The organism is Corynebacterium sp. zg254 (assembly GCF_024701495.1).
In the GTDB taxonomy this organism is placed as follows: domain Bacteria; phylum Actinomycetota; class Actinomycetes; order Mycobacteriales; family Mycobacteriaceae; genus Corynebacterium; species Corynebacterium zhongnanshanii.
This window is the reverse complement of sequence record NZ_WIAR01000004.1, coordinates 196,237-220,874: the sequence shown is the minus strand read 5'-3', so window position 1 is coordinate 220,874 and position 24,638 is coordinate 196,237. Positions and strand designations below refer to the sequence as shown.

General features: G+C 62.4%; 12 protein-coding genes. 6 read left to right on the top strand and 6 right to left on the bottom strand.

Going from position 1 to position 24,638, the window contains the following annotated elements; all coding sequences use genetic code 11:
• Positions 1-879: 879 nt before the first annotated feature.
• The 3 genes from GC425_RS09845 (at position 880) to GC425_RS09835 (ending at position 8,296) form a co-directional block, all read left to right on the top strand.
• A complete protein-coding gene (locus tag GC425_RS09845) occupies positions 880-2,367 on the top strand; it encodes an NYN domain-containing protein (protein WP_151844906.1) in 1,488 nt (495 codons plus the stop codon).
• Between the two features lie 91 nt (positions 2,368-2,458).
• A complete protein-coding gene (locus tag GC425_RS09840; protein ID WP_151844905.1) occupies positions 2,459-4,570 on the top strand; it encodes a galactan 5-O-arabinofuranosyltransferase in 2,112 nt (703 codons plus the stop codon).
• Positions 4,571-4,660: 90 nt separating this feature from the next.
• Positions 4,661-8,296 carry an arabinosyltransferase domain-containing protein gene (locus GC425_RS09835; protein ID WP_151844904.1) on the top strand — a complete coding sequence of 1,212 codons (3,636 nt, stop codon included), beginning with the start codon at positions 4,661-4,663 and terminating at the stop codon, positions 8,294-8,296.
• 222 nt (positions 8,297-8,518) lie between these two features.
• Here the strand turns inward: GC425_RS09835 and GC425_RS09830 are convergent, their stop codons facing one another.
• Positions 8,519-10,144 carry a GH25 family lysozyme gene (locus GC425_RS09830; RefSeq protein WP_192930447.1) on the bottom strand — a complete coding sequence of 542 codons (1,626 nt, stop codon included), beginning with the start codon at positions 10,142-10,144 and terminating at the stop codon, positions 8,519-8,521.
• 216 nt (positions 10,145-10,360) lie between these two features.
• Between GC425_RS09830 and GC425_RS09825 the strand changes: the two genes are divergently transcribed.
• The gene (locus GC425_RS09825) at positions 10,361-12,463 is read left to right on the top strand and encodes a M13 family metallopeptidase (protein WP_151844903.1); all 2,103 of its coding nucleotides are present in this window, start codon (positions 10,361-10,363) and stop codon (positions 12,461-12,463) included.
• Positions 12,464-12,478: 15 nt separating this feature from the next.
• Here the strand turns inward: GC425_RS09825 and GC425_RS09820 are convergent, their stop codons facing one another.
• From GC425_RS09820 to gltB, 4 genes are all read right to left on the bottom strand, one after another.
• On the bottom strand, positions 12,479-13,405 hold the full coding sequence (locus GC425_RS09820) for a VOC family protein (protein ID WP_151844902.1): 927 nt from the start codon (positions 13,403-13,405) through the stop codon (positions 12,479-12,481).
• Entirely contained in the window at positions 13,405-13,740 is a 336-nt protein-coding gene (locus GC425_RS09815) for an RNA-binding S4 domain-containing protein (protein WP_151844901.1), read from the bottom strand. The genes GC425_RS09820 and GC425_RS09815 overlap by 1 nt, the downstream gene beginning before the upstream one ends.
• A gap of 216 nt (positions 13,741-13,956) precedes the next feature.
• The gene (locus GC425_RS09810; RefSeq protein WP_151844900.1) at positions 13,957-15,495 is read right to left on the bottom strand and encodes a glutamate synthase subunit beta; all 1,539 of its coding nucleotides are present in this window, start codon (positions 15,493-15,495) and stop codon (positions 13,957-13,959) included.
• Positions 15,495-20,102, bottom strand: a complete 4,608-nt coding sequence (gene gltB, locus GC425_RS09805; RefSeq protein ID WP_151844899.1) for a glutamate synthase large subunit — start codon at positions 20,100-20,102, stop codon at positions 15,495-15,497. Before gltB ends, GC425_RS09810 begins: the two co-directional genes overlap by 1 nt.
• Before the next feature lie 361 nt (positions 20,103-20,463).
• Between gltB and GC425_RS09800 the strand changes: the two genes are divergently transcribed.
• Complete coding sequence (locus GC425_RS09800; RefSeq protein ID WP_231699813.1) at positions 20,464-22,776, top strand: NADPH-dependent 2,4-dienoyl-CoA reductase; 2,313 nt, start codon at positions 20,464-20,466, stop codon at positions 22,774-22,776.
• Here the strand turns inward: GC425_RS09800 and GC425_RS09795 are convergent.
• On the bottom strand, positions 22,773-23,450 hold the full coding sequence (locus GC425_RS09795) for a DNA-3-methyladenine glycosylase I (RefSeq protein WP_151844897.1): 678 nt from the start codon (positions 23,448-23,450) through the stop codon (positions 22,773-22,775). The genes GC425_RS09800 and GC425_RS09795 overlap by 4 nt on opposite strands.
• A 157-nt stretch (positions 23,451-23,607) precedes the next feature.
• Here GC425_RS09795 and GC425_RS09790 point away from each other — a divergent pair, with 157 nt between their 5' ends.
• Positions 23,608-24,036 carry a hypothetical protein gene (locus tag GC425_RS09790; protein WP_151844896.1) on the top strand — a complete coding sequence of 143 codons (429 nt, stop codon included), beginning with the start codon at positions 23,608-23,610 and terminating at the stop codon, positions 24,034-24,036.
• The last annotated feature ends 602 nt before the right edge of the window (positions 24,037-24,638 follow it).

The window sequence follows — 24,638 nt, the reverse complement described above, 5'->3', positions numbered from 1 at the left end:
ACTACTGACAAAAGAATCAAAATAAATCATTCAAAAACCTGTCACTGCCATCACCAGCCCCGACGGGAAGAAGGGACCTCCAACAACAACAAGCCACAGTCAGACAACAACAACACACACAAAAACCAGCATGCGCCATCATCGATTACTATTCCCGTGTCACATGCGCGCTACCGCACACTGGCACACAAACAGCCCCACAACAACACCACAAACAGCATCATCATGAGAATGAACACCCACCCAGCAACACGACGCCAGGCCACCACAACATGCAAAAAGGGGCATTCACCAACCATGTCCTCACACCAACACACCACACGGTGCATCAGTACTGTGGAAACAAATTAAACTTGGTTCATCACACTATTGAGTTCTCAAACAACCTGCGCACACACAACCACACCCAACAACATTGAATGCAAATCATGAAGCAAAACCAGAAACAAACACGTTCCGGTACAGATCATCAGGGCCGTTTTCCTGCCCCTCCCCTAACAACAACCCCACACAATCACTCTGTGTGGCCTGTCCGGGAGCCGGTGTCGGTCGCTCTGACTTGAACTAATCTACACACAACCCACACACAACACAAATCCCCAGCTCAAAGCCCCAAAAACACCACACACAAACACACCAAAAACAGCACCAAAAAACACAACCAACGGCGCAACCAGCAGAGCTCCCACGCATCAGCCGGCATAGGCATCTCACGTGGGTTACAAACAGCAGAGCAGTCACTAGGTCACGCAACGGCCCACCGCCTCCCTAGCCGCCTCGTTCTGCGCCCCTCGATACCGCCCGGCCACGATTTGAGGCACACTGGGAGGACAGGGAAGAATTTTTTAAGAACTAACCCGAACGACAAAAGGACTAGCAATGTTGGAACGCACTCAGATTTACGTCGATACCTCCTATCTCTTGGCGAGCTTTTATAACTCCTGGAATATAGGGGCTCGCTCCCAGTTAGAGATCGACTTACCCGAGGTAGTCTGCACCCTCAAGAGAATGGCCACTGAGCACCTCAAACAGCCTGTCCACCGACAACTGTGGTACGACGGCGTCCCAGAGGCCGGGCCCCATCGTTATCAACGCTCGCTGCGCGCCGAATCCGGCGTTCAGTTTCGCCCTGGCCAGCTGATCGAGTGGGGAGATCGCCGCACCCAGAAGGCCGTGGACACTCGCTTGGTTGCCGACATGGTGATGCACTCGATGCGCGGCACCACCAGCGACATGATCCTTCTTTCTGGCGACGCCGACATGCTTCCCGGTGTGGAGGAAGCCACGAACAATGGCGTTCGCGTGCACCTCTACGGATTCGGCTGGGACTCCATGTCCAGCGCGCTGCGATTCGCCTGCGACTCCGTCACTATCCTTGATCCTCGCGAGGACTTCCGGGACACGATGCGCCTGGAGATTATCGACGAGCCGGTCATTCCGGAGGGAGCCGACGAGGCCGAAGCGCTGATCGCGGACAACTTCGCCGATCAAGACACGACTGATGGCGACGGCGGCACCGCTGAGTCTTCAAGTTCGTCGTCGCCTTCTTCTACTGCCTTCTCGGCACCGCGCACCGCTACCGCCGAGAATCCCGAGGACAGCCTGTTCGACGGGCAGACTCCTCCCCCTGTGATCGAAAAGCCGTTGGGCGACGCGGAGAAGCCTGAGGAGCCGGGACCAAGCCCGATCCCTATGCCCACGCATTACGGTGCGGATACCAGCCGCACGGCACCGGTGCGTGCCGAGGCGGCCTCGCAGGCTTCGGCACAGCAGGCCGCGCCCCAGGAGAGCACTGCGGAGCAGAACAGCGCAGCGGAGCCGAGCAGCACTGCGGAGCAGGAGAGTGCAGCGCAGCAGAATAACGCAGCGCAGCAGGCCACCCAGCAGGAATCACCAGGTCGGGAGGAAGCCGCGAGGGACGAGAGGCCGGCGTCGGATATTAATTCAGGGAGCACTGGAACGTCGCCGAGCCCGGCAGACATGGCGTCGAAGAAGGTGGAGCCAAGTGGAAAGAGCTCCGGCAGCACCCGGCCGAACCCTGGCATGATGGCGCGGCACCGCAAGCTCCGCAGCCGCTACGTGCCCCTGCCCAGCGAGGTCTGGGCCGCTGCGGGCAGCCAAAACGCGTTCGACATCGGCGAACAATATGCCGTCTGGTGGTGGGAACATGGCGCCGAGGAACACCAAATCGACGACGCCCACCTGCTCACCGGAGGCGGACTACCTCCTGAAATCGATCGCCCACTGTTGCAATTCGCGTGCGAAACGCTGCACGAATACACGCTGTCGGAGAATCAGCGCGTGGGGTTGCGCGATGGATTCCACTCCGGCATCCGCAATATTTTGATCAAGAATCCACTGGACTAACCGCGGGAAGGCTGCCGAAAGCCGGCGGCAGGACTGCGGCGAGGCTGTGAGAACAATGGCGATGTAGGGGCAGTGTGTCACAATATGTGGCATGACTGATGTGGATGTGCGTGACCGCACTACTTCCTGCGACGTGCCTGAAGAAACTCATGCTCACGCGGACTACGCCGTGGACCCCCTGAGCCTGAAACAAACCTTTCTGCGCCTCATCGCTGTGGGCATCACCGCAGCTGTGGTGACTCTCATGGCCTGGGCCGTGCTGCGCTCCATTTCCTGGCCGGCCTACAACAGCAGCTGGGTGCTGCGCGCCCTGGCCACCGCGGGGTCCATGATCGTCACGGTTACGACGGCCTGGATTTGTTATCGCTGGATTCAGACGGGGACTCGGCGTCGGTCGGAGGATGCGCAAGCGGAGGCCGCGGACAGGCAGGGGACGGCGAAGCCGCAACGCTCGCGGGTTGCGGCTTTCATCCTCCAGTTCTTGGGCTACCTCGCGCCCGCCGGGCTAGTCATCACATCCACGGCCATTCCCCTGGCGGCCACGCATCTCTACCTAGACGGCATCAGCGTGGACAACGAGTTCCGCACGCAGTATCTGACCCGCATGGCCGATAGCTTGAGCCACGCGGACATGGCCTACGTGGACATCCCGAGCTTCTACCCAGGGCTGTGGTTCTTCGGCGGCGGAGCCCTGGCGCATCTGGTGGGCATGTCCGGCTGGGCAGTATTCCAGCCGTGGGCTCTGGCCACCATCGCCATGGCAGGCTCCATGGTTGCCGTGGTGTGGCACCGGATTCTGGGGTCCTTCGTGGTGGCGGTCGCCACTGCCCTGGCCAGCACGGCCGTGGTGCTGGTGGTCGCGCCTGAGGAGCCGTACGCCGCCGTGGTGGCACTGGGCATGGCGCCGGGGCTGATCCTCGCCCGGCGCGCGGTCACGGGCGGGAATGCCGCGCTGATTGCAACGATTGCCTACCTGGGGCTGTCAGCAAACCTGTACACGCTGTTCACCGCTATTTCTGCGCTGGCTGTGGTGATGATTGCCCTGGGTGTTGCCTGGAGCCGCAAGGCCTTCGCCCCGATTGTTCGGCTGGTGATCATCGGTGTGAGCTCCCTGGCCATCGCAGCCGTGGGATGGGGACCGTACATCCTGCGCCTGCTGAGCGACCCGCACGACCCCGCGGGCACCGCACAGCACTACCTCCCCGAAGCAGGCACAGAACTGCCCACCCCCTTCTTCGACGATCCCACGATCGCCATCGCCAGCCTGATCGGTCTGTTCTGGCTGATCTGGCGATACCGCGACGAGGATACGCGCGCCGTCACCATCGGCTTGGCCACGTGCTTCCTGTGGGTCGTCATGTCCATGCTGATGCCGTTGGCGGGATCCACGCTTCTAGGCTTCCGCGTGGGCGGCCCCATCGCGGTATTGCTGACCGTGGCGGGTGTTCTGGGCGTGGCACAATTCCGGCTGAACGGGCTGAAGAAGTTCTATCCAGAGCTGGGGAATCTGCGGGAATCGACGCTGGCTACTCGTCTGATGGTGATCGTCTTGGCCCTAGCCTGCGTGAGCTACACGTCCCTCATTCCTGAGAAAAATGAGGAGAAGATTGATCTGGCATACACGGACTCGGATGGCAACGGCAACCGCGGGGACAAGTTCCCTGCCGACGCAACCACCTACTACCAGTACATTGACCGCGTGCTTCACGACGCGCTTGGTCAACGCGCGGGCTCGGTGGTTCTGACGGATGAGTCCAACTTCTTGGCCTACTATCCCTACAACAGCTTCCAGGCCTTCACGGCCCACTACGCGAACCCGCTGGGGCAATACTCCAAGCGCGCCCAGGACATTGAGGAATGGACTACCATCAGCGATCCTCAGGAGCTCCAGGACGCGATGGCCACGGCTGAGAGGGAGCATGGCTTCAAGCAACCGGATGCCTTAGTGCTGCGGGGCCAGCTGGAGCTCAAGGAGAGCGCGAAGCAGCTGGCGGAGCTCAAACCAGAGGAGGGGCAATTCCCCACCACCACGGGAGTGGGCAAGGACGGCTTCAGCTACAAGATTGCCGATGACATCTACCCGAACAACCCGAATGTGCGCTTCCGGACGGTGACTTTTAAGCCGCAGGCGTTCACTGAGGGCTGGGACCTCACGCAGGTTGGTCCGTTCGTGGTGGCGGTCCGTCAGGCGGCGGAAACCTAAACACAATTTTCACAGGAGTTTACTTATGACACGCCGCTTAATGATTTTCTCAGTTTTCTTAAGACGTGAAGTGCCGTAGGATAACTAATCGTGTCACAGGTAAAAGATAGAGAGAAGTCCCCTGTCCCACCCACAGACAGGACAGCACCAACCTCCCACGCGCACCGCAAGAAGCTGACCACAGTCAGCATCGTCAGCGGCCTGCTGGGATTCTTGCTCTTCCTGTTGGTGCCTTTTCTCCCTGTCAAACAAACCGAAGCCAGCTTCACCTGGCCTGAACAGGGCAACCCCACCAACCTGACTGCCCCCTTGATGTCCTACATGCCCCAGGACATCGACATCTCCATCCCGGTGGAGCAGCTGACCAACCTCAACGACGGCCAGACCACCATTGTGTCCACCGTCCCAGAAACCTCAGAAGAAGCGTCCCTCCGAGGCATGTTCGTCCGCTCCACCGACAACGGCGTGGACGTCATCGTGCGCAACGTGGTGCCCCTCTCCATCACCGACGAAGAACTCGCGGCCCTCCCCAAGGATGCGAACCTGCGCATCACCTCCGACCACGAGTCGACGCACGTGTGGATCCCCAACGAACAACGATCCGACGGCACTCCCTTCGACTCCACCATCAACGACGATATCCGCCCCATGCTGACGGGTATCTACTCCGAGATTCGGGATACCGACGCCACCCACCAGGCCTCCGCCAGCGGCGACCTCCGAGCCACCGTCACCGTAGACTCCCGCTTTACCTCCAGCCCCACGGCTGTGAAGATCCTCGCCATCGTGGCAGGACTAATCTCCCTGATCGTAGCCCTGTGGTCCCTCCACTCCATCGACACCCTCGATGGCCGCATCCGCTCCTCCCGCCGCGCTGCCCTGCTGCCCCCAGGCTTCTTCAAGCCACGCCCACTCGACGCAGTGGTGGGTGGCGTGCTCCTCATCTGGTACTTCATCGGCGCGAATACCGCCGACGACGGCTACCTGCGCACCATGGCCCAAGCCTCCAAACACTCGGGCTACATGGCCAACTACTACCGTTGGTTCGGTGTGTCTGAATCCCCCTTCGGATTCCCCTTCTACGACCTTCTGGGTGTGATAACCCGCTTCTCCGAGACCTCCATCGTGATGCGCCTGCCATCCCTCATCGCAGGAATCGTGGTCTGGCTGGTGCTCTCCCGTGAAATCCTGCCGCGCCTGGGCACCCGCATTAACCAGCGCAAGGTAGCCCACATCACCATGGCCTCCACCTTCCTCCTCCTGTGGATGGTATACAACAACGGCACGCGCCCAGAGCCCGTGATCGCCATGTTCTCCCTGCTCGCATGGGTCAGCTTCGAACGAGCCATCGCCAGCCACCGCCTGTTCCCCGCCGCCATCGGAACGATGTTCGCCACCCTGGCGCTCAGCGCCGGCCCCACCGGCCTCATGGCCGTGGCCGCGCTGCTGGTCTCCCTCAGCGCAATGATCCGTATCCTCATCAAGCGCCTCCCCGCGCTCGGCGCGCCCGCCGGCGCCCCACGAGGAAAACTGATCGTCGCCATCATGGCCCAAATCGCCCCCTTCCTGGCCGCAGGCACCGCCATCCTGGCCGGGATGTTCGCAGACCAGACCTTCGCCTCCGTCATGGAAGCAACCCGCGTCCGTAGCGCCATCGGCCCATCCCTGCCCTGGTACGAGGAATACATCCGCTACACCAGCCTCCTGGACAGCACCGTCGACGGCTCCTTCACCCGCCGCTTCGCTGTGCTCATGCTGTTCTTCAGCTTCGGCGTGGTGATCGCATCCCTCCTGCGCTACCGCCGCGTACCCGGCGCCGCCGTAGGCCCCACCAACCGACTGGCGTTCATCTTCCTCGGCACCATGTTCTTCATGGTGTTCACCCCCACCAAGTGGACCCACCACTTCGGTGTGTACGCCGGACTGGGCGCCGCAGTCACCGCACTCGCCGCCGTGGCGGCCTCCCGCATCACCGTCAGCTCCCAACGCAACCGCATCGTATTCTTCGGAGCCGCCCTGATGCTGTTCGCCCTCTGCCTCTCCGGCAGCAACGGCTGGTGGTACGTCGGCTCCTTCGGAGTACCCTGGTGGGACAAGTCCATCCAGGTCAACCACATCGAAGCGTCCACCGTCATGCTGGGCACCTCCCTCATCGTTCTGGTCTGGGGCGTAGTTGTCGGCTTCCTCTCGGACGCCAAGCACGCTCGCCTCACGGACTCCCGCGACATCGAGGAACTCGACCGCAAGGAATCCAGCAAACTGCAGCGCTTCCGCACCGTGGCCACCGCCCCGATCGCGGCCCTCACTGCCCTGGTTGTCCTGTTCAGCCTGGCCTCTCTCGGCAAGGGCTTCGTGGCCCAATGGCCCGCCTACTCCATCGGAAAGGGCAACATCAAAGCCCTCAGCGGCAACACCTGCCTCATGGCCAACGACGTCATGGTCGAAAAGAACACCAACGAATCCTTCCTGCCCGTCGCCGACGGCTCCGAGCTGAAGGACTCCCTCATCGCAGGCAAATCCGCTGGATTCGACCCGAACAACATCCCCACCAAGATCGACCCGGGCACCGGCTCCAGCGACTCCTCCGACCAAACCTCCGTCTCCGCCCAAGAACTCTACAAAAACAGCCAAGCGGGCAACTCCAACCACGCCAACCAGTCCGATAATTCCAACGGCAACGCATCCAGCTCCGCCAATGCCTCCGGACAAACACACCAGGATTCGGCGAAGTCCGGTGATGACGCAAGCTCGGCGTCGAATGCAACAAAAAAGGAAGACACCGGCACCACAGGCGGCGTGACCAGCGACAAGGGCATCAACGGCTCCTACGCCAAGCTGCCCTTCGGCCTCGACGAGCAGAAAGTACCCGTGATCGGCTCCTTCACCGACGGCATCCAAGAGCCGTCCTACGCCACCACAAAATGGTTCACCCTGCCCGCCCGCGACGAGCAACACCCGCTGGTTGTCTTCAGCGCCGCCGGAGCGATCTACCACCACGACATGAATGGGGTCGAGCAATACGGCCAGGAAGTCGTTGTGGAATACGGACGTGAAAAAACCGACGCCGAGCTCGCCGAAACGAAAGCCCGCGACGAAAAATCCAAGGATCAACGCGACGAACCCGGACGGTCCGAATCCCAAGATCGCTTCCTCTCCATGGGCGAGCTGGAGCCGCTCGACATCGGCACCGAGCCCGAATGGCGCAACATGCGCGTCCCCATGGACCAGATCCCCGAAGACGCCACAGTGATCCGCATCCGCGCCGTGGACACCAACCTGACCGAAGACCAATGGGTGGCCTTCACGCCACCGCGCGCGCCGGAGCTGGAGAGCATACAGAAGCACATCGGCTCCGATGTACCAACCCTGCTGGACTGGTCCGTGGCCTTCCAATTCCCATGCCTGAAGCCGTACGATCACCACGCTGGCGTGGCGGAAGTTCCCCACTACCGGGTGTCCCCAAGCCACGAATCCCGCGAGATTCACACGCCCGTGATGGACTACTACGGAGGCGGCTCCGTGGGATTGACCCAGATGACGGCCACCGCCAACGAGATGCCTACGTACCTGAACAACGACTGGCAGCGCGACTGGGGAGTTCTAGACGAGCTGACCACGCACTCGCGGAGTACCGGCGAGGCAGCGAAGCAGGCCGAGCTGGAACTGGGTGAGACCACGCACTCCGGACTGTGGAGCCCGGGGCCGATGAAGTACAAGCAGAAGTAGCCCGGCGCGGCCGGCCGGAGTGGCTGAAGCCGGTCCGGCGGGACGGGGCGCACAGAAAATGCCTTGAGGGAACCTGTTCTCTGCCATATCTGGCGATTCCCTCAAGGCATTTTTCTGTAGTACCAGCTGTGGTACCTCGCGAGGTCACCTCGCGGAGGTACGCAGCTGGGTGGTTTCGCGGTGCCACGCGGCTGGGTGAGTTCGCGTAGCTACGCCGCGGGGCTACTCCGCTGCGGCGTCGGCACCCTGCGGAGCATCGGTGTTCTCCGGAGCAGCCGGAGCCTCCGCAGCCTCTGGAGCGGCAGGGGCTTCGGGGGTTTCTTCGGCGCTCGCGTCCGGAGCCTCGCTGCTCGAGCCGCCGAACACGGCACTACCCGCGTTCATCAGCTGAGCGAACTCCGGCGGCAGATCGCCATTTTCCGCAGCGGCCGCCACGATAGGACGCAGCAGCGCCGGCAGATCCAGGCCCGCCGCGGCCTGGCGACCAGCCTCCGTCGGGGTGGCGCCCAGCAGCGCCTTCGCCAGATTCACGTATGCCATCGGGTCAGCGTCCACCTCGTCGGCGGCCAGCTTGCCAGCCCAGTCCTGCGTCTCGCCGTACTGCTGCAGCAGCTTCAGCAGCTGGCCCATGTTGACGTCGCTGACCTTGTTGCCAGCGCCAGGATTGATGCCAGCCTGCCTCGCCAGAGCCAGGAGCTGATCCACAGGGATCTGCTTGCCGTTCGCATTGGTCTCATTCAGCGCATGAGCCAGGGCCTGGACAGCCTTCAGAATCTGCTGGCTGGACACCACGGAGCCGCGTGCGCCTTCGGCGGTGGGGATCGTGATGGTGTCGCCGTTAGAGGAACCGGACGCATTGGTGCCGCTCTTGCCCTGGGTCTGAGTCTGCACAGCCCCCTGGGTCAGGAGGGTCTCGGCCGGCAGGCGGCCGCCCACAACACCCAGGACCAGCATCATGAAGTCCGTGGTCAGAGGCACATCCACACCAGTGACATGCTCGATGGTGTTTGCCACCTGCGCCTCCTTACCTGTCGCCTTCTTGATCGGCTTCAGGGCCTGGGAGATAGCGCCCGCGGTGGTGTTGGCTGGCATGTCAGAGGCCAGGGCCTTCAGGGATGCGTCGTCGCCGTAGTAGGTGTTGAGGTCCACATCAGTCACGACGCCCGGCAGACGTCCCTGACCGGTGTACTGCCAGAAGGTCATCTCATCCCATCCGCCTGGGATGTCGCCTGGAGGGGTGTCGTTGTAGTAGGCCAACCACAGTGGGTATTCACTGAACTCAGTGGTGTTGCCCATCTGGCCCTTCCAGAAGGCGTAGTAGGTGTAGATGATCGGCTTGCGGCCGGTCTGCTTCTTGATCTCATCGACCCATTCGCGCACCCAGCTCTGGAGCTCTGGGGTGCTCAGTCCGCCGGTCTCCTCCAAGTCCAGGGCTGGCGGCAGGGATGGCTGAGGGCCGGTGGCCAGAGTGGTGGCGTAGAAGCGGGCTTCGCCGCGAGGGTCGCGGTTGCCCGGCTTTGCGTAGTGGTAGCTACCAGGCATGATGCCGGCTTCCTGGGCCTTTTGGCTATCCGTGGTGAAGAACGGGTTGGTGTAGCCGGTGCCTTCGGTGGCCTTCACGAAGGCGAACTTTTGGCCTTGGGCGGCGAGCTGCTGCCAGTCGATGGCGGCGCCACCTGGGTGCTGGTGGCTGGCGACGTCCACGCCGTCGAGGTCTGCCCAGGATGGGACTGCTACCACTTCGGTGGCGACGAGGGCGGCGACGGTCAGGCCAGTTCCCGCGAGTGCGGTTGCGGTGATGCGTGCTGGGGTTGTGCGCTTGGTGCGGCGCTTAGAGATAGAGAACATGAGCCACACACTACACATCCGTCACAGTTTTAACACGTAAAACACGCGCAACGTGAGTAAACTTTTTGCACTTTTCTCCCAGTGCTCTCTGCAAATTGTTCGACGAAAACGCCAGATTTGGGCCCAAATCTGGCGTTTTGAGCGAACAATTTGCAGGACAGTGTCCGGACACTGTTCTGCACACCTTGTCTAGAGGTTTTCTATAGGCTGGCAAGCATGTCTAACGAAACCCAAGAAGCAACCAACTCCCAAGACACAACCGCAGACCCAAACCAAGAACCAACCCAAGACACTCCACAAGAAGCAACCACCACCCTCCCCGACAACATCACCGAAGGCCCCAGCCACCCCATAGCCCCCACCCAAGACCTCTACCGCCACGTCAACGGCCACTGGCTCGCCACCCACACCATCCCCGCCGACCGCCCCGTCGACGGCACCTTCCACACCCTGCGCGACCAATCCGAAAAAGACGTAAAAAACATCATCGAACAGCAGGCAGCCGACAACCCCCACGGCCGCATCGGAGCCCTCTACTCCTCCTTCATGGACGCCCAAGGCATCGACAACGCAGGCCTCGCAGTTCTGGAAGAAGACCTGAAGGGGGTGCGCTCGGCGTCGAATATTAAAGAATTAGCAGAAGCGCTGGGCCACCTCGACCGCGCAGGAATCGGCGGCGTGGTGGGCTACTACATCGAAAAGGACTCCGGCGACAGCCTCGGCGCCAGCGGCCTCACGCAGCTCTACCTGGTGCAAACCGGCCTCGGCCTCCCCGACGAGGCCTACTACCGCGAGCAGCAACACGAACAAACCCGGCAAGCCTACAAGGCCTTCGTCACGGACATGATCGCGCTCGCCCAGGAACTCCCCGAGTTCGCCGGCGACCCCGCCGAACTCGCGGACACCCTCATCGGCTTCGAAACCGCCCTCGCCGAAGGCCACTGGGACAACGTCACCAGCCGCGACGCCGACAAAACCTACAACCCCACCGCCATCGCCGACCTGCCCACCGGCTTCCCCTTCGCCACCTGGCTCGAAGCCACCGGCGTGCCCGCCAGCCACGGCACCATCATCGTGAACCAGCCCAGCTACCTGGAGCACGTCGCCACGCTCGCCAGCCGCGATCTCAGCGAATGGAAGCTCTGGGCCGCCTGGCGCGTCCTCACCTCCCGCGCCGGCCTGCTCCCGAAGCCCATCGTGGACCGCAACTGGGAGTTCTACAGCAAAACCCTCTCCGGAGCTACCGAGCAGCGCGCCCGCTGGAAGCGCGGCGTAGGCCTGGTCGAAAGCCAGATCGGCGAAGAGGTCGGCACGTACTTCGTGGCCGAGCACTTCCCACCGGAGAATAAGGAAAAGATGCTGGAGCTGGTGGATTACCTTATCGCCGCGTACCGCGAGCGCATCGAGCAACTGCCGTGGATGACGGACGCCACCAAGGACAAGGCCCTGGCGAAGTTGGAGAAGTTCACCGCGAACATCGGCTATCCGGATTCGTGGCGCAGCTTCGACAGTCTGTCCTTCTCCCCCACCGGCGCGGATGTGCTGGCCAATGTGCGCGCGGCCACCGCGTTCAACCACGATTACGAGGTCGCGAAGCTCGGCAAGCCCGCCCGCCGCGACGAGTGGTTCTGCACCCCGCAGACCGTCAACGCCTTCTATAATCCCGTCAAAAACGACATTACCTTCCCCGCCGCGATCCTCCGTCCCCCATTTTTCGACGCCGGCGCGGATGCAGCAGCGAACTTTGGAGCCATTGGTGCTGTGATTGGCCACGAGATTGGGCATGGCTTCGATGACCAGGGTTCCAAGTTTGACGGCGACGGCAACCTGAACTCCTGGTGGACGGAGGAGGACCGCGCTGCGTTCAGCGCGCTGACGGACAAGTTGGTGGAGCAGTTCGACGGGCTGGTGCCGACGGGTCTGCGTCAGCGCGGCATTGAGGACCACACGGTCAATGGGCGCTTCACGCTGGGTGAAAACATCGGTGACCTGGGAGGACTGGGCATCGCGATCGTGGCGCTGCGGCGCTACCTGGCGGACCAGGGGCTTGATTTCGACACAGCGCCCAGCGCCCCCGTGGAGGGCATGGAGGGAGAGTTCACTGCCCTGCAGCGGGTGTTCCTGCGCTGGGCGCGGATCTGGCAGACCGCGATCCGTCCGCAGATGGCCGCGCAGTACGCGTCCATTGATCCGCACTCCCCGGCGGAGTTCCGGTGCAATGTGATCAGCTCGAACGTGGCCGAGTTCTATGAGGCCTTCGATGTGGCCCCTGGCGACGGCATGTGGCTGGATGAGGATCAGCGCGTGACGATCTGGTAGCGCGGCGCCGCAGCGCTAGTTCGCCCGGAAGTCCTCCGGCGCAAACAAGTCTGGCTCGTGCACCTCGTCCTCGCTCGGCACGTACTCCTCCACTTCGCAGAGGTTGAGGAGCGCGCCTTGGGCGTCCTGAATCGTGGCCATCCGTCCGAATTCGGACAGCCATGGTTCGCGCACCAGCGTGCCGCCGAGCTCCAGGGCTTTGCCGATCGCCTCACTCAGGTTTCCCACGCCCATGTACAACGTCCACATGGACACAGTAGAAGCATCCGTGGCCTCGGGGACGCCCGCGGCGCTGGTGGCGTCGGTATTGAGGGTGTCCGGGGTCAGCATGCGGGAGGTATCCCACATCCCGACCAGCGCGGCGCCGTCGTATTCGCCCACGGCGTAGCGGGAGCTGGCGCTGCTGCTGGCATCGCTATCGCTAGCGCCTGCATCGCCGTTGCTGCCGCCACCCATCGCGCGAATATCCCAGCCCGCGAGGGTGTGGTAGAACTCCAGGGTCTTGTCCCACTCGGCGCCGACCAACAGCTCGTGCCACACAGGGGTGGACGGCTCGCCGGCGGCGAACAGGGCGATCTCATCGGCTGGGCGCTTCAACCCGACGGTCGCTCCGCACGGGTCGACGATCATTGCCATGGAGGAGCCGTCCTTGATGTCCTGCGGCTCGAGCACGCTGGTGGCGCCGGCCTCGAGGGCTTTCGCGTGGGCGTCTGCGACGTTGGGGGTGTAGAGCATCATGCCCCACAGGGAGACGTTGTCCTTCGGCACCTGGGCCACGCCGGCGACGGACATGCCGTCCTTCTTCGCCAGGGCGTACATGGGGCTGACCTGCTGGAACTCCCATCCCAGCACGCCGGCGTAGAAGGCCTTCGCGGCGTCGAGGTCCGTGGTGGCTAGGTCCACCCAGATGGGCATTCCGGGCTGCGCGATGAGTGCTGGCATTACATGTTCCTCCACTTTTCGGGGTCGAAATCGTCGTCTGCGGTGGCTTCGTCGAAGTACTCGCCGAGGTCGTCATCATCATCGACGCCGAAGTTCTCGTTCACCGCAACCCGCGCCCCGACCAACACTTCGCCGGTGGTGAGGTCGACGAGGGTCACTTCATCACCAGCCCTGAGGGTTTTTCCTCGGCGGGTTTCCGTCTGTCCGTTGACGTTCACGGCTCCGGAGGCGATGACTTCTTTGGCCACGCCTCCGGTCTCTACCAGGTTGGCGAGCTTCACGAACTGGCCGAGTTTGATCTCTTGGTCTCGGATGGAGATCTCGGGGATATGCATGCAGGCCAGTCTACCCGGAGGGTGTGGGGCACTGAGCCGGCGGGCGCCTCAGCACCGGTCTAGACAAATTGTTCGCTCAAAACGCCAGATTTGGGGTCAAATCTGGCGTTTTGAGCGAACAATTTGTGGGAGCCTGGGTAAACAAAAGCCCGGGGCAAGGATTCCCCGGGCTCAGGTAGAAGGTAGAGCCTAGAAGGTAAGGCTTAGAAGGTGGTGCTATGCGCGCATCGCGACATCCGTCGGCTTGATCGGACGAGGCAGAGCCGTCTCACCCATCAAAGCCCGGTCCACAGCAGCCGCCGTGGCACGTCCCTCGGAAATGCCCCACACGATCAGGGACTGTCCGCGGCCCGCATCGCCGGCCACGAACACCTTCTTCTTCGCAAACTCCGGCGCCTGCGGCGTTGCCCGGAAGTTCTCGTCACGCACCAGGCGTCCGCGCTGATCCACCTCAAGGTCCAGGTCAGCCACGGCAGCGCTGCGTTCCACGGACACGAAGCCCATGGCCAGCAGCACCAGGTCCGCGTCCATTTCGAAGTCGGTGCCCTCCACGTTCTCCAGGCCGTTCGGGCCGAACTGGCACTGAGCACCCTTCAATCCGGTGACCTTGCCGTCCTCGCCGATGAGCTCCACGGTGTTCATTTGCCAGCGGCGCTCACCCAAAGCCTCACCGGGCTTACGCTCGGCCAAGGCCAGCTTCTCTGCCAGGTCGGCGGATTCGTCACCAGTGACGGTGTACTCGCCTTCCTCGTGGGCGCTTGCCAGGCGCATCTTCAGCGGGTAGGTAGGCCATGGTGTGGAGGCCGCGCGGGACTTCGGTGGCTTCGGCATGATGTCGAACTGGTGCACGGACTTCGCACCCTGGCGCAGCGCGGTACCGAAGCAGTCGGTACCGGTGTCACCACCACCGATGATGACCACGTTCTTGCCCTTGGCGTCGATGGTGGAGGTCTCCATGTCGCCGTAGCCCACTCGGTTAGCGGGAGGCAGGTACTCCATAGCCTGGTACACGCCCTCCAGGTCACGGCCCGGGACGGGGAGATCACGGCCCACAGTGGAGCCGATGGCCATGACGATCGCGTCGAAGTCCTTCAGGTCCTCACCGGTTGGGGAGGTGTTCACCACGAACTTCGTGCCTTCGGCCTCCATCTGCTCGATGCGGCGGTCGATCCACTTCTTTTCCATCTTGAACTCTGGCACGCCGTAGCGCATCAGGCCACCGATGCGGTCGGCCCGCTCGAAGACGGTCACGTCGTGACCCGCACGGGTCAGCTGCTGAGCTGCCGCCATTCCTGCAGGTCCGGAGCCCACCACGGCGACGGACTGGCCGGTCTTGAAGGTGGGCTTGACCGGCTGAACCCACCCATTGGCGTAGGCGTGCTCCACAATGGTCAGCTCCACGGACTTAATGGACACTGGGTCGTCGGCAATACCCAGTACACATGCGCCTTCGCACGGTGCGGGGCACAGGCGGCCAGTGAACTCCGGGAAGTTGTTCGTGGCGTGCAGGCGGTCGTATGCCTGCTTCCACTCACCCTTGCGCACCAGGTCGTTCCACTCCGGGATGATGTTTCCGAGCGGGCAGCCGTCATGGCAGAAGGGGATGCCGCAGTCCATGCAGCGGGTTGCCTGGGTTTGGACCTTCGAGTCCGAGAAGTCCTCGTAGATCTCGTTCCAGTCCAGCAGGCGCAGCGGCACGGGGCGGTGTTCTGCTTCTTCGCGGGTGTGCTTTAGAAAGCCTTTTGGATCAGCCATTACTTCACTTCCTCCATGATTGCGGCTGCAATGCCGTCCTTGTCCAGGCCGGCGGCCTCGGCACGGGCGATGGTTTTCAGAACGCGGTCGTAGTCACGTGGCATGACCTTGATCATGTTCTGTGGCTCTACCTCAACAGTGGAGCCGGTCAGCTTACGGTGAGTATCGATGGTCTCGGTGAGCCATGCGAGCTCATCGGCGTCGGTAATTTTTTCGATCTCCACCAGCTCAGGGTTGATGCGGGAGGCAACGTCGGTGCCGTCGTCCAGCAGGTAGGCAATGCCACCGGACATACCCGCGGCGAAGTTGTTGCCGATGGAGCCGAGCACGATCACGCGGCCACCGGTCATGTATTCACATCCGTGGTTGCCGATTCCCTCGACGACGGCGGTGACACCCGAGTTACGGACGCAGAAACGCTCGCCGACGGTACCGCGGATGAACATCTCACCGGTCACGCCACCGAATCCGAGCACGTTACCTGCGATGACGTCGTGCTGGGTGTCCTCCAGGGCAGCCTCGCCGCGATCCGTTGGGCGGATCACGATGCGTCCACCAGACAGTCCCTTGCCGACGTAGTCGTTGGCGTCACCGTTCAGGGTGAGGGTCATGCCCGCGGTGGTGAAGGCGCCGAAGGAGTTACCAGCCGAGCCGTTGAAGTTCAGGTTCACGGTGTTCAGCGGCAGTCCGTCGCGGCCGGCCACGCGGGAGATCATGGATCCGGTCATGGTTCCCACGGAGCGGTTGACGTTGGTGATCGGGTAGTCCAGGGAAATCTGAACGTTCTCGCCACGGGCGGCGCGTTCGATGGTTTCCTTGGCCTCGGCGCGGATCTGGTTGTCCAGGGCCGCTTCCAGGTTGTGGTTCTGCTTCTTGGATTGGTGCAGATCCTGGTACATGAATGGGGATTCTGGGCGGGCGAAGATGGGGCGCAGGTCCAGCTTGCCAGCGGTCTTGTGCTCCACGTCCATGCTTCCGCCGGTGAGGCACTCGGAGTGGCCCACGGCTTCTTCGATGGAGCGGAAGCCCAGCTCGGCAAGGTATTCGCGGACTTCTTCAGCGATGAAGGTGAAGAAGTTCACCACGTGATCCGCCTGGCCGGTGTAGCGCTTACGCAGCTCTGGGTTCTGGGTTGCCACACCCACGGGGCAGGTGTCCAGGTGGCACACGCGCATCATGATGCAGCCGGACACCACCAGCGGCGCGGTGGCGAATCCGAACTCTTCGGCGCCGAGCAGCGCGGCAACCACTACGTCGCGGCCGGTCTTCAGCTGGCCGTCACACTGGACGGTGATGCGGTCGCGCAGGCCGTTCATCAGCAGGGTCTGCTGAGTTTCAGCCAGGCCCAGCTCCCATGGGCCACCGGCGTGCTTCAGGGAGGTCAGTGGCGAGGCACCGGTTCCGCCGTCGTGGCCGGAGATCAGCACAACGTCTGCGTGAGCCTTGGACACACCTGCTGCGACGGTTCCCACGCCCTGCTCTGCCACCAGCTTCACGTGAATACGTGCGTCTGGGTTGGCGTTCTTCAGGTCGTGGATCAGCTGCGCCAGGTCCTCGATGGAGTAGATGTCGTGGTGTGGTGGTGGGGAGATTAGTCCCACACCTGGGGTGGTCACACGCACTTCAGCGATCCATGGGTAGACCTTGGATGGCGGCAGCTGGCCACCCTCACCGGGCTTGGCACCTTGGGCCATCTTGATCTGGATGTCGGTGCAGTTGTTCAGGTAGTGGCTGGTCACACCGAAGCGGCCGGACGCCACCTGCTTGATCGCGGAGCGCTTCCAGTCGCCGTTGGCTTCTGGGGTGAAGCGCGCAGGGTCTTCGCCACCTTCACCGGAGTTGGACATACCCTTCAGGCGGTTCATGGCGATGGCCAGCGTCTCGTGCGCCTCGGCGGAGATGGAGCCGTAGGACATCGCGCCGGTGGAGAACCGCTTAACGATGGATTCGACGGGCTCTACTTCCTCAATCGGGATCGACGGCCGGTCGGAGGTGAACTCGAACAGGCCGCGCAGCGTAGCCAGGCGCTTGGACTGGTCGTTGATCTTGGAGGTGTACTCCTTGAAGATGCGGTACTGACCCGTGCGGGTGGCGTGCTGCAGCTTGAAGACGGTCTCTGGGTTGAACAGGTGGTATTCGCCTTCGCGGCGCCACTTGTATTCGCCGCCGATGTGCAGCTCGCGGTGCGCCTGCTCCTCGGGGCGTGGCAGGAATGCCGCGCGGTGGCGGGTGGACACGTCCTCGGCGATGGCATCCAGGCCGATGCCGGAGATCGGGCTGAAGGCGCCGGTGAAGTACTCGTCCAGCAGCCACTGGTGCAGGCCGGTGACGTCGGCGAGCTGGGCGCCGCGGTAGGACGCCACGGTGGCGATACCCATCTTGGACATCACCTTCTGCAGCCCGTAGGACAGTGCGTGCACCAGGTTCTTCTGGGCGGTCGCGGCGTCCACGGTGGCGTCGCCGGTGTTCAGGCGTCCCTGCTCGGCGAGTTCCTTTGCGGTCTCCAGCGCCATGTATGGGTTCAGGGCGTCGGCGCCGAAGGTGGTGAGCATGGCGAGGTGGTGTACCTCGCGGGCGTCGCCGGCTTCGATGATCAGGGAGGCGCGGGTGCGGGTCTTTTCCTTCACCAGGTGCTGGTGGATCGCGGAGGTTAGCAGCAGCGATGGGATCGGTGCGTAACGCTCGTCGGATTCGCGGTCGGAAAGGATGATGAGGGAAATGCCCTTGTTGATCGCCTCGGAGACTTCGCGACGGATGCGTTCAATCGCTTGGCGCAGGCCGGGTCCGCCGTGTGCAACGGGGTAGAGGCCGCGGATGGTGATTGAGCGGAATGCGGAATCTTCGGCCGTCTCACCGATTTTTTTCAACGACGCCAACTGCTCGTTCAGAAGGACCGGCGTATCCAGGTGGATGCGGTGGGCGGCTTCTGGGCCTGGGTTGAGAATGTCTGCTTGTGCACCCAGGTGTGTGAACAGGGAGGTCACCATCTTCTCGCGGATGGAGTCCAGTGGTGGGTTGGTGACCTGCGCGAAGCGCTGTGCGAAGAAGTCGAAGAGCAGGCGTGGGCGGTCGGACAGGGCCGCGATGGGCGTGTCCGTTCCCATGGATCCGATGCCCTCGGCGCCGGTGGCGGCCATGGGGCGGATGAGGATTTCGAGGTCTTCTTCGGTGTAGCCGAAGACGCGCTGGCGCAGAACCACGCGCTCGTGGTTCATCTGCTCCACCTCGCCGGCAGGGAGGTTGTCCGCCTGGACCAGTTGGGTGTCTACCCATTCCTTGTATGGCTGGGAGGCGAGTTCCTTCTTGATTTCCTGATCGTCCACGATGCAACCGCGGGAGGTGTCCACCAGGAACATCTTGCCGGGCTCCACGCGGGTGCGCTTGACAACATCTTCGTCCTTGATGTTGAGCACGCCGGCTTCGGAGGCCATGACAACCAGGCCGTCTTTGGTGATCCAGATGCGTCCGGGGCGCAGGCCGTTGCGGTCCAGGACGGAACCGATGATGGTGCCGTCGGTGAAGGCCAGGGCGGCTGGGCCGTCCCAGGCTTCCATGAAGGTGGAGTGGTACTCGTAGAAGGCGCGCAGCTCTGGGTCCAGATTTTCTGCGCGCTCCCAGGCCTGCGGCACCATCATCAGCACGGCGTGTGGCAGGCTGCGGCCGCCGAGGTGCAGCAGCTCCAGGGCTTCGTCGAAGCGGCCGGTGTCCGAGCCTTCTGGGTCACAGATGGGCAGGACGCGGTTGATGTCGCCCAGGATCTCGGAGTGGATCTGGGATTCGCGTGCGCGCATCCAGTTTTCGTTTCCGCGGACGGTGTTGATTTCACCGTTGTGGGCCAGCATGCGGTAGGGGTGTGCCAGTGGCCAGGAGGGGAAGGTGTTGGTGGAGAAGCGGGAGTGCACGATGGCGAGTGCGGACTCCACGCGCTCGTCCTGGAGGTCCAGGTAGAAGTCGCGCAGCTGTGGCGTAGTGAGCATGCCCTTGTACACCACGGTGCGGGAGGACAGGGAGGGGAAGTAGACGGTGTCTGCGCCGGTTCCTACTCCTGGCCCCTTCAATCCGAGTTCGCGCTCTGCGCGCTTGCGGACGAACCATGCCCGGCGGTCCAGCTCGAGGCCTTCGAGGGGTTCGCCGTTGGCGTCGGTTCCGGAGAGGAAGAGCTGAGTGAAGATCGGTTCGGCGTCTCGGGCGATGGCGCCGAGGGAGGAGTCGTCGGTTTTGATCTCGCGCCAGCCAAGGAAGGTGAGGCCTTCTTCGGAGATGATGTGTTCGATGTCGCGCTGGGCGTCCAGTGCGGCCATGCGGGAGTTGGGCAGGAAGGCGATGCCGGCGGCGTATTGGCCGGCGGGTGGGAGCTCTACGCCTTGGGCTGCCATTTCTTCGCGGTAGAAGCGGTCTGGGATCTGGATCAGGATTCCGGCACCGTCACCGGTGTTGGTTTCAGCACCGGCTGCTCCACGGTGGTCCAGGTTGACAAGTGCCTGGATTCCTTTTTCCACGATGTCGCGGGATTTACGACCGTGCATGTCTGCAACGAAAGCAACACCACATGCGTCATGCTCGAACTGCGGGTCGTAGAGACCCTGGCGTGCAGGATAATTATTCATGAGTAACGGCCTAACTCTCATTAACTCTTCTTTTCATAAGAATGGGTTTATAGACTCACTCAATTCCGCAACCATGTAAAATTAGGCCAGCCTCAATTAACTTTTGCGTTACTGAGAACTATGGCGGGCTTCACATTTATGCGCATATGTGCAAGTGCGTGCATTGAGGGCACCTCGGCGTCCGTGGGGGCGCATGCGCGCATGCATCCACGCGCGCCTCCCCATGCGCATCCACACCTGCATCCACGTCCGCGCAACACGCCGCCCGACACACCGTCCGGCACACCCCAATTCGCACCCCAATGCAGCAATTCCATGTCTTTCCCTGACTTTTTCCGTAATCTCCGCCACAATGACTCTCATGACGACTCCACAACTTCTCTCCCCGCTCAGCATCCGCGGCCGCGAGTTCCGCAACCGCGTGATCATGGGCTCGATGCACACTGGCCTCGAGGACAGCCTCGACGACATCCCGAAGCTCGCGGCCTACTTCAAAGAACGTGCCGAGGGTGGTGTGGCCGCCATCGTCACCGGCGGTTACGCCCCCACTCTCGCCGGCAACCTCACCCCGTATGGTTTGCCCTTTGATAACGAGGACATATCCGACGCCCACCGCGCCGTGACCTCCGCCGTCCATGACGGCGGAGCGCTCGCTATCTTGCAACTGCTGCACTCTGGACGGTACGGGTACCACCCGATGGCGAAGTCTGCGTCGGACACCCAGTCCCCCATCAGCCCCTTCCCCGCGTCCGCGTTGACCGAGGAAGAGATCTGGGACACGATCAACGCTTACGCCACCGCGGCCTCCTACGCGGCGCGCGCTGGTTACGACGGCGTGCAGATCATGGGCTCCGAGGGCTACCTCATCAACCAGTTCCTGGCCGCGCGCACGAACTCTCGTGAGGACAACTGGGGCGGAAGCGTTGAGAAGCGCCAGAACTTCCCCGTGGAGATCGTGAAGGCGGTCCGCGCTGCGGTCCCGGATGACTTCATCGTGGACTACCGCATCTCTGTCCTGGAGCTTGTGGAGGATGGCCAGACTCAGGAGGAGGTGTTCGCACTCGCCAGCCGCCTGGAGGAGGCCGGAGTGGACATGTTCAGCTCCGGCATCGGCTGGCACGAAGCGAAGATCCCCACCATCGTCACGTCTGTTCCACGGGCCGCGTTCACGTGGGCAACGAAGGCGCTGCGCGAGCACGTCTCCGTGCCCGTGGTTGCCTCGAACCGCATCAACACCGCGGATGTGGCCGAGAACGTCCTGGCTGACGGGCATGCGGACTTTGTGTCCATGGCGCGTCCGCTGCTGGCGGATGCCCAGTTCGTCAACCGCGTGGCCGCCGGTGATGCGCAGCTCATTAACCACTGCATCGCCTGCAACCAGGCTTGCCTGGATCACACGTTCAGTAATAAGCGTTCTACCTGCCTGGTAAATCCGCGCGCCTGCTACGAAACGGAGCTGGTGCTGGGACCTACGCGCACCACGAAGAACGTCGGTGTGATCGGCGCTGGCGTGGCCGGGCTGTTCGCCGCCGAAGCTCTGGCGGAGCGAGGCCACAAGGTCACCGTGTTTGAGGCGGCGAACCGGGCGGGCGGCCAGTTCCAGCTGGCGATGCGCATCCCCGGCAAGGAGGAGTTCGTGTCCACGTTGACCGCGGTGCAGGAACGCCTCAAGCGCGCCGATGTGTACATCGAGTACGGCCAGCGCAAGACTCCCGAAGAGTTGCTGGAGCAGGGATTCGACGAGGTTATCGTGGCCACCGGCGTGTCCCCTCGCATCCCGAAGTTTGAGGGAGTGGAGGACGGCCTTGCTGGCCGCCTGCTGGACGCGGATGGTCAGGGCGTTCAGGTGATAACGTACGCGGACCTCATCAGCGGCAAGAAGCAGGCAGGTCAGGCTGTGGCTGTCATCGGCGCCGGCGGTATTGGCTTCGACGTGGCGGAGTTCCTGCTGGATGCTCCCGTGGCACAGCCTGGGGAAACTGCCTCGTCGGCTACAGATGCCTCCTCTGAGCAGGACTATGTTCCTCATCCGCAGTCCATTGACGAGTGGCGCACGCAGTGGGGCGTGGTGGATAGCACCGATGTGGTCGGCAATTTGGGCCGCCCGCAGCCACACAAGGCACCGCGTCAGATTGTGATGCTTCAACGTAAAACCTCCTCTCTGGGTAAGGGATTGGGTAAGACCACCGGCTGGGTTCACCGCGCTGCCGTGTTGATGGGTGGTGCTCTGCAGGTGCCGGGCGTGAGCTACGAGAAGGTAGCCAAAGACGGCCTCCACATCACTGTGCCTTCTGATTCCCGCGCGCTGAAGTACCTGTTCGGCGGTGGCGATGCTGGCGAGCAGGCCGCGGCGAAGGCTGCAGAAGCAGCTGCAGCCGAGGGCCAGGACCGCATCGCCATCACGCTGCCGGTGGACACCGTGGTGCTGTGCACCGGCCAGGAGTCTGTGCGCCCCGAGGGCTGGGAGCCTACGGCACCGGAGAAGTCCGATGACCTGTCGGCCGAATGGGCTTCCGAGGGCGCATCCTCCGATGCCTCCTCCAACGCCGCGCCGGAGCCAGCCTCCAATACCCACGATCCTCGCGTTCACATCATCGGTGGCGCTGATGTGGCAGCGGAGTTGGACGCCAAGCGCGCCATCCGCCAAGCGGTGGAAACAGCGGCAAAGATCTAGGCCCCACCCCCTGGCGCCTCATCCACGCGGTCGTTCACCATGCCTATCGCCTGCATCAGGGCGTAGGCGGTGGTGGGTCCCACGAAAGCGAAACCGTAGGATTTCAAGGTCTTCGCCAGCTCCTTTGATTCGGCACTCTGGCTCGGAACCTCTGCCACGTGTTTGGGTCGCCGGTGTTCCTGTGGCACGAACGACCACACCAGCACCGGCAATCCGGGAGCCAGGCGCTCTGCCGCGCCCTGCAGAATGTCTCGAGCTCGAGCGTCCTCTGGGAGAGTCTGCCAGCGCGGGTCTTCCCGAAGCTCCAGGGCAGCCTGAGCGTTGGCATAGAGCGCCGCATGCTTGCGTTCGTTACGGATCAAGCGCGTGTCCGCCAGAGCCTCCTGCCTGTCAGACTCCGTCATGGCGCAGATTCGCTCCGGGTCGAACATGTGGAACACACGCCGGAAATCGGGGCGCTTGCGCAAAATAGTCGCCCAACTCAAGCCGGATTGGAACCCTTCGAGGGTGATTCTTTCCAGCAGCCCATGCTCGGTGATGACGGGTCGTCCCCATTCATTGTCAAAGTAATCCTGGTCCAGGTCACTGCGGTAGGCCCACTCTGGGCGCGCCGTTCCGTCGGGTCCCATGAATTGGCCACCTGACGTGATGGCGAGCGGTTCGGGTGTAGTCATGCGATCTCCTCCTTATCGATACCCCTTGATCGTTACCCCTAGCCTAACGGCACCGTCCTACATAGACTGTTTCCATAATCGAACACCCTTGATCCTTCACGGTGACGTCGGCGGTGCCCATAGCCCCCCGCCTGCACATTTTTATCGATTCACCTGCATGGATAAGCTAAGGGAAAAAGTTACGGAGGAAGCTATGCCCCATGGTGTCCAGGAACAGCACAATGGCGATCGCGGTACGTTCATTGCCGCGCCATTGCAGCGTGGTGGTTTTCTGACGTCCTCGGGCGTTCCTGTGACTCAGCTTGCTCCCCCTTCCTCTTCGCAGGAGGTCTACAAGAGTCATCATGTGCTGAACGCTCATCCTCTCAGCGACGGCTCCCATACGGGGAACAAATCCCACGCTTCCGCTGATGAGCACACGCTTGACGTGGAAGACAATTCACCGGGCGACGCTGAAGAGGATTCCACCTCAGGATTCATCACATCCTTCGTGCGGAAGTACCCGTCAATCGTGGCGGGCATCAGCGTATGCGTGCTCGCGGTCCTGGCGGCTGTCCTGGTGGGACTTCTCCTGTCACAGATCTAAATGACGCTTCCTGCATCTCGAGGCCACACAACCCCTGTCAGGGCCTACTCTTCTAGAAGACGTTGACGGTGCAGCAAAGAAACGAGGCCTAAGTACGCACACGGGCCTGGGCCAACGGTAGAGCGGCGAGGAAGACACAGGCAGCAAGGCACAGTAGACGGGGAACCGAAGTGAAAATAAGAGTAGGGCAAAGCATAAGGTTTGCCATGATCGTGATGACAAGGACCACTAAAGATTCACCCGTGTGTTTCTGAGTGTCATGAGGTGCGCGAGACAGGCGACGGCCGTCGAGGTACCTGTACACAATTGCCAGCACAATCCCAATCGCGACGATTCCCCAGTAGTCGCCCAGATATGAGTCGGCAGCTGGCGTGTGGCGTCCCACTGCAATCGTGAGGAGAAGAAACCCGAAGGTCGAGACAGCTAACGTGAGCCAAAATATGTTGCTCAATGATGCGTAAGCGGGTGCCTTCATCGGAGCTCGGAGGCTTGGGCTATAGTTGCGCTTTCCACGGCTCCAGCCGGAGCGCTTGCGCGTGCAGAGGTCACAGCAGCAATCACGAGCGTGGCCATATGCTTGTTGTTCTTCACGATTCCTCCTC

Bases quoted from the DNA above. Each gene is read 5' to 3' on its own strand.
- GC425_RS09845 (WP_151844906.1), top strand. From the start codon at position 880: ATGTTGGAACGCACTCAGATTTACGTCGATACCTCCTATCTCTTGGCG.
- GC425_RS09840 (WP_151844905.1), top strand. From the start codon at position 2,459: ATGACTGATGTGGATGTGCGTGACCGCACTACTTCCTGCGACGTGCCT.
- GC425_RS09830 (WP_192930447.1), bottom strand. From the start codon at position 10,144: ATGTTCTCTATCTCTAAGCGCCGCACCAAGCGCACAACCCCAGCACGC.
- GC425_RS09825 (WP_151844903.1), top strand. From the start codon at position 10,361: ATGTCTAACGAAACCCAAGAAGCAACCAACTCCCAAGACACAACCGCA.
- GC425_RS09820 (WP_151844902.1), bottom strand. From the start codon at position 13,405: ATGCCAGCACTCATCGCGCAGCCCGGAATGCCCATCTGGGTGGACCTA.
- GC425_RS09815 (WP_151844901.1), bottom strand. From the start codon at position 13,740: ATGCATATCCCCGAGATCTCCATCCGAGACCAAGAGATCAAACTCGGC.
- GC425_RS09810 (WP_151844900.1), bottom strand. From the start codon at position 15,495: ATGGCTGATCCAAAAGGCTTTCTAAAGCACACCCGCGAAGAAGCAGAA.
- gltB (WP_151844899.1), bottom strand. From the start codon at position 20,102: ATGAATAATTATCCTGCACGCCAGGGTCTCTACGACCCGCAGTTCGAG.
- GC425_RS09800 (WP_231699813.1), top strand. From the start codon at position 20,464: ATGACGACTCCACAACTTCTCTCCCCGCTCAGCATCCGCGGCCGCGAG.
- GC425_RS09795 (WP_151844897.1), bottom strand. From the start codon at position 23,450: ATGACTACACCCGAACCGCTCGCCATCACGTCAGGTGGCCAATTCATG.
- GC425_RS09790 (WP_151844896.1), top strand. From the start codon at position 23,608: ATGGATAAGCTAAGGGAAAAAGTTACGGAGGAAGCTATGCCCCATGGT.